At 62.7% G+C, this 8,108-nt stretch carries 10 protein-coding genes; 5 read left to right on the forward strand and 5 right to left on the reverse strand.

Annotation, left to right across the window (positions count from 1 at the left end; genetic code table 11):
- Nucleotides 1-112: 112 nt before the first annotated feature.
- From OQK_RS07440 to OQK_RS07450, 3 genes are all read right to left on the reverse strand, one after another.
- Nucleotides 113-1,495 (reverse strand): MFS transporter, encoded by a 1,383-nt coding sequence (locus OQK_RS07440; RefSeq protein ID WP_016771818.1) that lies wholly within the window; start codon nucleotides 1,493-1,495, stop codon nucleotides 113-115.
- Nucleotides 1,496-1,622: 127 nt separating this feature from the next.
- Nucleotides 1,623-2,357, reverse strand: a complete 735-nt coding sequence (locus OQK_RS07445) for an ArsR/SmtB family transcription factor (protein ID WP_016771819.1) — start codon at nucleotides 2,355-2,357, stop codon at nucleotides 1,623-1,625.
- Between the two features lie 317 nt (nucleotides 2,358-2,674).
- Nucleotides 2,675-3,604, reverse strand: a complete 930-nt coding sequence (locus OQK_RS07450) for a LysR family transcriptional regulator (protein ID WP_016771820.1) — start codon at nucleotides 3,602-3,604, stop codon at nucleotides 2,675-2,677.
- A gap of 119 nt (nucleotides 3,605-3,723) precedes the next feature.
- On the opposite strand from OQK_RS07450, the gene OQK_RS07455 reads away from it, so the two are divergent.
- The 3 genes from OQK_RS07455 to OQK_RS30760 all read left to right on the forward strand — a co-directional run bounded on the left by OQK_RS07455 (nucleotide 3,724) and on the right by OQK_RS30760 (nucleotide 5,389).
- The gene (locus OQK_RS07455) at nucleotides 3,724-4,017 is read left to right on the forward strand and encodes a putative quinol monooxygenase (protein WP_016771821.1); all 294 of its coding nucleotides are present in this window, start codon (nucleotides 3,724-3,726) and stop codon (nucleotides 4,015-4,017) included.
- A 32-nt stretch (nucleotides 4,018-4,049) separates the two neighbouring features.
- The gene (locus OQK_RS07460) at nucleotides 4,050-5,063 is read left to right on the forward strand and encodes a zinc-binding alcohol dehydrogenase family protein (protein WP_016771822.1); all 1,014 of its coding nucleotides are present in this window, start codon (nucleotides 4,050-4,052) and stop codon (nucleotides 5,061-5,063) included.
- A 152-nt stretch (nucleotides 5,064-5,215) separates the two neighbouring features.
- Nucleotides 5,216-5,389: a hypothetical protein gene (locus OQK_RS30760; RefSeq protein WP_016771823.1), complete on the forward strand. Its 174-nt coding sequence runs from the start codon at nucleotides 5,216-5,218 to the stop codon at nucleotides 5,387-5,389.
- Nucleotides 5,390-5,406: 17 nt separating this feature from the next.
- On the opposite strand, the gene OQK_RS07465 is transcribed toward OQK_RS30760, so the two are convergent.
- Both OQK_RS07465 and OQK_RS07470 read right to left on the reverse strand, forming a co-directional pair.
- A complete protein-coding gene (locus OQK_RS07465) occupies nucleotides 5,407-6,603 on the reverse strand; it encodes a multidrug effflux MFS transporter (RefSeq protein WP_016771824.1) in 1,197 nt (398 codons plus the stop codon).
- 87 nt (nucleotides 6,604-6,690) lie between these two features.
- Nucleotides 6,691-6,888, reverse strand: a complete 198-nt coding sequence (locus OQK_RS07470; protein ID WP_016771825.1) for a cation transporter — start codon at nucleotides 6,886-6,888, stop codon at nucleotides 6,691-6,693.
- Nucleotides 6,889-7,036: 148 nt separating this feature from the next.
- On the opposite strand from OQK_RS07470, the gene OQK_RS07475 reads away from it, so the two are divergent.
- Both OQK_RS07475 and OQK_RS07480 read left to right on the forward strand, forming a co-directional pair.
- Entirely contained in the window at nucleotides 7,037-7,420 is a 384-nt protein-coding gene (locus tag OQK_RS07475) for a hypothetical protein (protein ID WP_016771826.1), read from the forward strand.
- A 208-nt stretch (nucleotides 7,421-7,628) separates the two neighbouring features.
- The coding region (locus OQK_RS07480) for a heavy-metal-associated domain-containing protein (RefSeq protein ID WP_038860705.1) at nucleotides 7,629-8,108 on the forward strand (480 nt) is incomplete at its 3' end.

Below are 8,108 nucleotides of genomic sequence, written 5' to 3' on the forward strand. Positions count from 1 at the left end.
ACATCAATACCTGTGGGAGCGGGCTTGCCCGCGATAGCGGATTGTCAGTCAACATAGATGTTGAATTTGCTGGCCCCATCGCGGGCAAGCCCGCTCCCACAGGGTGCTGCGTTTATTTGAATGGCTGCGCTTCGGTCAGCTCTTCCAGGGTCTTGCCCCGCGTCTCCATCCCGAACAGCCACACCACGCCCGCCGCGATCGCGAAGCACGCCGCGCCCAGCGCGAACACCCCGCCCTGCCCGGTAATCGGGAACACCAGCCCGGTCACCAATGGCCCGAGCAGTGAGCCGACGCGGCCGATGGCCGAGGCGAATCCCGAGCCGGTTGCCCGTGCGGACGTCGGGTACAGCTCCGGCGTGTAGGTGTAGAGCACCGCCCACATGCCGAACAGGAAAAACTGCATCAACAATCCGGTGCCGATCAGCAGCGCCACGTTACCGCCGAACACCGCGCTCTGCCCGTATAGAAACGCCATCACCCCGCCGCCCAGCAGGGTGACGATGCACACCGGTTTGCGCCCCCAACGCTCGACCAGCCACGCCGCCATGAGGAAGCCGGGAATCCCGCCGAGCGAGATCAGCACCGTGTAATACACCGATTGCGTCACGGCGAAACCCGACTGCTGCAGCAATGCGCTGAGCCAGGAAGTCAGCCCGTAGAAACCCAACAATGCGAAGAACCACAGACTCCAGATCATCGTCGTGCGCTGGCGATATTGCGGCGACCAGATCTGCTTGAGTGCCGAGAAGAAATTACCCGGTGGCGTCACCGTGCGTGGCGAACGAACCGGTTCCGGCAAGGCTGCACCGCCCAGCGAAGCACGCACTCGCGCTTCGATACCGTTCAACACCTTGTCCGCGTCGACGTCGCGCCCGGCCTGTTCCAGCCAGCGCGGCGACTCAGGGATGAAAAAGCGGATCGCCAGAACGAACACCGCCGGCACCGCCAGTACCAGGAAGATATCGCGCCAGCCAATCAGCGGCAGCAGGAAGTACGAGAGTACGCCCGCCGCGACAAACCCCAGCGGCCAGAAGCCGTCCATCAGGGCGATGTAGCGCCCGCGCCGTTGTGCTGGAATCAGCTCCGAGAGCATCGACTGTGCGATGGGAAACTCCATGCCCATGCCAATTCCGAGCAGGATGCGAAACAGCGTCAGCGTCTCCACCGTCTGCGCCGTCGAACACAGGTAACTGGCCACGCCCCACAGCACGATGCTCCACTGAAACACCGGTTTGCGCCCGAAGCGGTCGGCGAGCATTCCCGACAGCGACGCGCCGAGCACCATGCCGAAAAAGCTCGAGCTGGCCAGCAACCCCGCTTGCGCACTGCTCAGGCCGAACTCGGCTTTGATCGAGCCGAGCAGGAAAGTCATCATCGCCAGATCCATGGAATCGAAGAAAAACGCCAAGGCGATGATGATGAAAATGACGCGGTGATAGCCGCTGAGCGGCAGCCGTTCCAGGCGTTCAGCCGCACTAAAGCGTTGTGTATTCATGTTGTGCTCCCCCATCCGGAAAATCCCCGGATCGAGTGTGCGCGATGGTCATACAGAGGTCGTACTGGATGCGACCTGTTCACAACCGTGGACGACGTGAGCCTTCAGCTCATCGCCGAGCAACGCTCTAGAACGCTGTTTCCAGCTCGGTTTCCTTGGCAAAGCGATGGATTTCGCGCTGGCCGGTGGCGGTCAACTGCAAGGCGCGGGAGTCGTTGGGCAAGGTCAGCCAGCCGGACTGCATGAACAACTGCAACAGCGCCGCGCCCAGTGAGCCGCCCATGTGCGGACGGCGCTCGCTCCAGTCCGGGCAGGCGCAGGCGACCTGCACGTTGCGGTGGGCCAGGGCCTGGATGAACACTCCGCGCTGGGCCAGTCGGGTGGAGCCCTTGTGCGTCACCACCACCCGCTGCTCAAGCTGTTCGATCCAGCCGGCATCGAGCAGGCGCTGATACAGATCGGCCGCCAAAGTCCCGCCCAGATGATCGTCGCAGAACCGCGCGCGCAACAGCGAAGACGGCGCCGCCTGTGGTCTGACCATGGGAGCCGTGCGTTTCAGCGCATCAGGGATTTGCCGTGGCGCGCTGGCAATGGTGGCGCTGGCCAGTGCTTCGATCGCCGCGCCGATTTCCGGTGCCGCCAGGCGAAAGAAGCGTTTGCGCCCACGCATTTCGATGTTCAACAGCCCCCCTGCGGACAGGCGTCCCAGATGCGCACTGGCCGACGACGGCGAGAGCCCGGCCAGCAGCGCCAGCTCTTCGGCTTGCCGCGCCGAGCCATCCATCAACGCCCACATCATCGCGCTGCGCTTGGGGTCGGCCAGCAATGTCGCGATCTGGCTGATGCACGGTGCATGTTCCATATGTTCACTCCCTGTTGAATCGTATCGTCTACCGCTCGGAGACATCCTGGCCGGTTATGGGGCATCGGCCAACACGCGAAAATCGCCCGGGATCGGTGGCAAGGGATGCCACCGACACCAGCTGCTCCGGCACACAACCTGGCAGCAGAAGTAGCAACCGTCACCAAAAGCCGGCAACGCGTTACGGGGTCTGCGCGCCGGGTGTCAGTGCAGGCATGAGGCGGGCGCTAGTATAAGCGGGTTAAGCCAGACGTCCTGCGCCTGGGCCTGGGCAGGTGGCGATTGTTCCTGACAGAAATTTCTCTAATTGCCTGCGACTAATGATCAACTTTGAGGAAACCGGGAAATTGGCTACTCAATTCGGCGCATCGGCTGGCGAGCATCTCCCTCAGCAGGTTCACCGGCTTACTCAATTGTGCGCGATGGGCGCACAACAGATTCAGCGGTGCGCGCTCACACAGCAGTTCCGGCATCAGCACTTTGAGGCGTCCGGCGAGCACATCGGCGCCGACGTCGAGCCAGGATTTGTAGGCGATACCGGCACCGGCCAAAGCCCATAGCCGCACGACGTCGGCGTCATCGCTGAAGCGGTCGCCACTCACGGTCAGGCCGACTTCGCGCTTGCCATCGTGAAAACTCCAGTGGTCGTGGACGCGGCTGCCGAGCATGTACAAAAGGCAGTTGTGCTGGGCCAGTTGCTCGAGCTGGCGCGGCTCGCCATGCCGGGCCAGGTAATCGGGAGATGCGCACAACACGCGGCGATTGTGTGGCGCGATGGGCAAGGCGATCAGGCTGGAATCTTCCGGCTCGCCGTAGCGCAGGGCGATGTCCACCGGTTGCCGGAACAGGTCGGCGATGCGGTCGCCAAGCAGCAGGCGCACCGTCAGTTTCGGGTGTTCACGCTGGAACGCGTCGAGCCACGGCAGCAGCAGATTGCGGCCGAAGTCCGAGGGCGCCGAAAGCTGCAAAATCCCGCTGACCTGATCCTGACCGCTGGCGAGCAGTCGACGGCCTTCGTCGAGATTGCTCAGGGCGGCGCGGGCATATTCAAGGAAGCCTTCGCCCTCGGCGGTCAGGCGCAGGCTGCGGGTCGACCGCGCCAGCAGCCGCGCACCGAGTTGCTGCTCGATGCGCTTCAACGCCGCGCTGGCCACCGCCGCAGACATGTCCATCACCCGTGCCGCCGCCGACAGGCTGCCCAGATCCGCCGCGCGAACAAACAACTGCAAGTCATCAAAACGCAGCATGCGCAGCCTCGATTATCAAAAAAATATTGAAAGAGACTGCTCTTTTAGCCGGTTTTATCGCGCAGAGAAATAGCCAATGATGGCCTCCATCGAATTCATCCCGATTCTGGAGTCCACGCATGTCCCAGCCCTTTACCGCTATCGCCACCCTGACCGCTAAATCCGGCCAGCAGGACGTTCTCGAACAGGCCCTGCGTGCCCTCGTCGAACCGAGCCGCGCCGAGCCCGGTTGTGGTCAGTACGACCTGCACCGCGACCTTGCCGATCCGCAGGTTTTTTATGTCATCGAACAGTGGGCCAGTGACGAGATTCTTGAGGCGCACAACGCCAGCGCGCATTTTCAGAAGTTTCAGGCCAGCGCCGGCCACACCATCGAACACTTCCAGCTCAAACGCCTCGGCAAGATTGCCTGAATCCTTCCTCTATCAACTGTACGGAGCCACTTATGAAAGCCATTGCCTATTACGCGTCCCTGCCGATCAGCGACACCAAGTCCCTGCAGGACATCGAACTGCCAGAGCCGGTCGCCGGCCCGCGCGACCTCTTGGTGGAGGTCAAAGCCATCTCGGTCAACCCGGTCGACACCAAAGTGCGGCAGAACGTGGCGCCGGAAAACGGCACGGCGAAAGTGCTGGGCTGGGACGTTGCCGGTGTGGTCAAGGCGGTCGGCAGCGAAGTCACCCTGTTCAAGGCGGGCGACAAGGTGTTCTACGCCGGTTCGATCGCCCGGGCCGGTGGCAACAGCGAGTTGCACGTGGTCGATGAGCGCATCGTCGGTCACATGCCCAAGTCCCTCGGTTTTGCCGAAGCCGCCGCGCTACCGCTGACCGCCATCACTGCGTGGGAATTGCTCTTCGAGCGCCTGCAAATCAGCGAGGGCAGCAACGATGAAGGCCAAAGCCTGCTGATCGTTGGTGCGGCGGGCGGCGTGGGTTCGATCCTCACTCAATTGGCCAAGCAGTTGACCGGCCTGAAAGTCATCGGCACTGCCTCCCGTGCGCAAACTCGTGACTGGGTCAGCGCACTCGGTGCCGATCTGGTCATCGATCACAGCCAGCCACTGAGCGAAGAATTGAAGCGCGCCGGCATCGACAACGTGACCCACGTCGCCAGCCTGACCCAGACCGATCAGCATCTGCCGCAACTGGTCGAAGCCCTCGCGCCGCAAGGCAAGCTGGCGCTGATCGACGATCCGAAGTCCCTCGACATCAGCCTGCTCAAGCGCAAGAGCCTGTCGCTGCACTGGGAGTTCATGTACACCCGCTCGCTGTTCGAAACGCCGGACATGATCGAACAGCACAAGCTGCTCAACCGCGTCGCCGAACTGATCGACGCCGGCACTTTGAAGACAACTTTGGGCGAGCACTTCGGTGTGATCAACGCAGCCAACCTGCGACGCGCCCATGAGCTGCTGGAAAGCGGCAAGGCCAAGGGGAAAATTGTTTTAGAAGGTTTCTAAAAAAATAAAGCCCCGCAACCGCTCGTGATGCCAGAGCGGTTGCGGGGCTTTTTGCCGTCAGTCGGTTGCTTGACCCTTGTCACAATTACGCGGGTATCGAGGTCTACAATCGAAGCCTCTGCGATACATCTTTTACGCAAGGGAGGTCAGCAATGAAGATCCTGATAAAAGAAGTGGCAAAGTCTCAATGGCAGGTGCGCCTGGACCAGCACGTCGTAACCTTTCGCAGTGAAGCCGAGGCTCTGGCCTTCACTCGCACCCTCGAAGCGCGACTCTGCGCGCCCCACCGAATCCCCGAACCCAGCCAGCAGCGCGCCGCCGGCTGAGCTCCAAAGTCGAGCGTTCAGACCTGGGCTTGCGCCAGCGCCCGGGCATTCTGCAAACGCCGGGTGAGCAGCGCGACGCTCACCACCAGCAAACCGCACAGGCTGATGACCATCGCCATCGGCACGGCGCTGCCATCGTGCAACACCCCCACCAACGCGGCGGCACCGGCGGCGATGCTGAATTGCAGGCAACCGAGCATTGCCGATGCACTGCCGGCACGGGCGCCCTGACCGTTCATTGCGCAAGCTGAGGCGTTGGGAATGATGCAGCCGAGGCTGGCAATGCAGATGAACAGCGGAATCAGCAACGGCCACAACGCCTCTGGACGCATCGCGCCGACCGCCAACAGCGTCAGCCCGGCGAGGAAATACACCCACACCGCGCGCACCAGCAAGAACGCCGGGCCACGCTTGGCCAGCAGACGCGCATTGACCTGCGCCACCAGAATGAACCCCGCCGCGTTGGTGCCGAACAGCCAGCCAAAATGCTCGGCGGGTACACCGTAGAGCTTGATGAACACAAACGGTGAGCCAGCGATGTAGGCGAACATGCCGGCGATCGCGATGCCGCCGGTCAGGGCGTGGCCGAGGTAGACCGAATCCTTGACCAGTCGCGCGTACTGGCGCAACGCACCGGACAACGGCTGGCGCGGCACATGGGCCGGCATGCTTTCCGGCAGCCCCAACGCCACCGCCAGACCCGCCGCCGCACTGAACCCGGTGAGCACCAGAAAGATCGACTGCCAACCCGTGGTATTGACCAGCAGCCCACCGAGCATCGGCGCCAGAATCGGCGCCAGGCCCATCACCAGCATCAATTGGGAAAACACCTTCGCCGAGCCCACCGCGTCGCACTTGTCGGCAACCACCGCGCGGGAAATCACCATCCCCGCACAGCCACCGAGTGCCTGGACGAAACGCGCGCCGATCAGCCATTCCAGGCTCGGCGCGTAGGCGCAGGCCAATGACGCCAGGGTGAACAGAGCAACGCCGCTGAGCAGCGGAAGTCGCCGGCCGAAACGATCGGAAATCGGCCCGTAAGCCAGTTGGCCCAGCGACAGACCGAGGAAGTACGCCGCCAGCGTCAGCTGGACATGCTGCTCATCGGTGCCGAACGCCAGCGCCATGGCCGGGAAGGCAGGCAAATAGAAGTCGATCGCCAAAGGACCGAAGGCGCTCAAGGCGCCGAGTATCAAAATCGTGCGGAAATTCATCAGGCATCCAGGTGGGCAAGTCGCAGCCCGACAGTCTAGCCGCGCCCGGACGCCTTGAACATTCCGATAGCTCGCTAACGATCAATTTCAGACGAGCTTCACCTCATAACCCTCTTCGCGGATCGCTGCGATGACCTGATCGGCACTCAGCGCACTTTCGACGCCGACTTCCTTGGCCGCCAGATCGACGCGCACACTGGCCGCCGGATCCAGCGCCTGTATCGCAGTGGTGATGGCTTTGACGCAATGACCGCAGGACATGCCTTGAACGTTGAACACTTGCATGGGAAGACTCCTTTGAGTGAGGTTGCCGGCAGTCTCGAGCTTGCCACGATGGCAAGGTCAAGTTCTGCGAAAAACTGCCGGGCTGGCAATCGGCGCCGCGCTCGGCCAAGCTGCATGCATCAATGACTGAAATTCAGGAGATTCAGCCATGCGCTGGTCAGCTTTGGGCCTGTTTGGCTTGCTCAGCCTTTTCGCCGCCGTCCCGCAGGTGCAAGCCGCCGGCGAGGATTACGCGGTACTGATCATTTCCCGCGAGCGCCTCGAAGTGGCGACCTCGTGCGAAATCGGCGTGTACATCCAGGACCAGCTCTCGGCGCGCCTGTTCCAGGAGCAGAGCACGTCGTTCAACTTGCCGCCGGGCAAGGTTTCGCTGCGCTTGAAACTGCTGCCGGGCCAGGCACCGGGTTGCAACCCCGGCATGCTCGCACCGGGCTCGCAGGAAGTCGTGCTGCACGCGGGGGATGTGCGGAAGTTCCGCCTAGCGATGAATGCCGAAGGCGTGTACTTGAAGCCGGCCGGCCTCGGTTACTGAGCCAAGCGCCGACCCGTTGCCGATCGTTCCCACGCTCTGCGTGGGAATGCAGCCATGGACGCTCTGCGTCCCGAAGCGTGACGCGGAGCGTCACAGGAGGCATTCCCACGCGGAGCGTGGGAACGATCAACATCTTGCGGAATGGTGCTTGACCTTGCCCGCATGGCAAGGTTGATCCTGTAGACATCCACTACAGGGAGCGCGACCGATGTCCGAATCCACCACTTTCGATCTGCCGATTGCCGGCATGACCTGTGCCAGTTGCGCCGGGCGTGTCGAGCGAGCGCTGCGCAAGGTCAGCGGCGCCAGTGCCGTCAGTGTCAACCTCGCCACCGAACAGGCGCGGGTACAGGCGCCCGGCGACAGCCTGCCGGCGCTGATGCAAGCCGTGGAGCGCGCCGGTTACAGCGTGCCCCGGCAAACCGTCGAATTGAGCATCGACGGCATGACCTGCGCGTCCTGCGTCGGTCGCGTCGAACGCGCCCTGAGCAAAGTCCCAGGCGTGAGCAGCGTCAGCGTCAATCTGGCCAACGAACGTGCGCACATCGAATTGCTCGGCCAGGTCGATACGCAAACCCTGCTCGACGCGGTGAGCAAGGCCGGTTACTCGGCCAGAGTCTGGCAAGCTGAACGGCCACAGTCCGATGACCAGCAAAAACGCCTGCACCGCGAGCGCTGGGCATTGATC

The organism is Pseudomonas sp. R62 (assembly GCF_000257605.1).
Classification (GTDB): Bacteria; Pseudomonadota; Gammaproteobacteria; order Pseudomonadales; family Pseudomonadaceae; genus Aquipseudomonas; species Aquipseudomonas atacamensis.

What these genes read in the sequence shown, in the direction of transcription:
- OQK_RS07440 (WP_016771818.1), bottom strand. Translation starts at nt 1,495, where the DNA reads ATGAATACACAACGCTTTAGTGCGGCTGAACGCCTGGAACGGCTGCCG.
- OQK_RS07445 (WP_016771819.1), bottom strand. Translation starts at nt 2,357, where the DNA reads ATGGAACATGCACCGTGCATCAGCCAGATCGCGACATTGCTGGCCGAC.
- OQK_RS07450 (WP_016771820.1), bottom strand. Translation starts at nt 3,604, where the DNA reads ATGCTGCGTTTTGATGACTTGCAGTTGTTTGTTCGCGCGGCGGATCTG.
- OQK_RS07455 (WP_016771821.1), top strand. Translation starts at nt 3,724, where the DNA reads ATGTCCCAGCCCTTTACCGCTATCGCCACCCTGACCGCTAAATCCGGC.
- OQK_RS07460 (WP_016771822.1), top strand. Translation starts at nt 4,050, where the DNA reads ATGAAAGCCATTGCCTATTACGCGTCCCTGCCGATCAGCGACACCAAG.
- OQK_RS30760 (WP_016771823.1), top strand. Translation starts at nt 5,216, where the DNA reads ATGAAGATCCTGATAAAAGAAGTGGCAAAGTCTCAATGGCAGGTGCGC.
- OQK_RS07465 (WP_016771824.1), bottom strand. Translation starts at nt 6,603, where the DNA reads ATGAATTTCCGCACGATTTTGATACTCGGCGCCTTGAGCGCCTTCGGT.
- OQK_RS07470 (WP_016771825.1), bottom strand. Translation starts at nt 6,888, where the DNA reads ATGCAAGTGTTCAACGTTCAAGGCATGTCCTGCGGTCATTGCGTCAAA.
- OQK_RS07475 (WP_016771826.1), top strand. Translation starts at nt 7,037, where the DNA reads ATGCGCTGGTCAGCTTTGGGCCTGTTTGGCTTGCTCAGCCTTTTCGCC.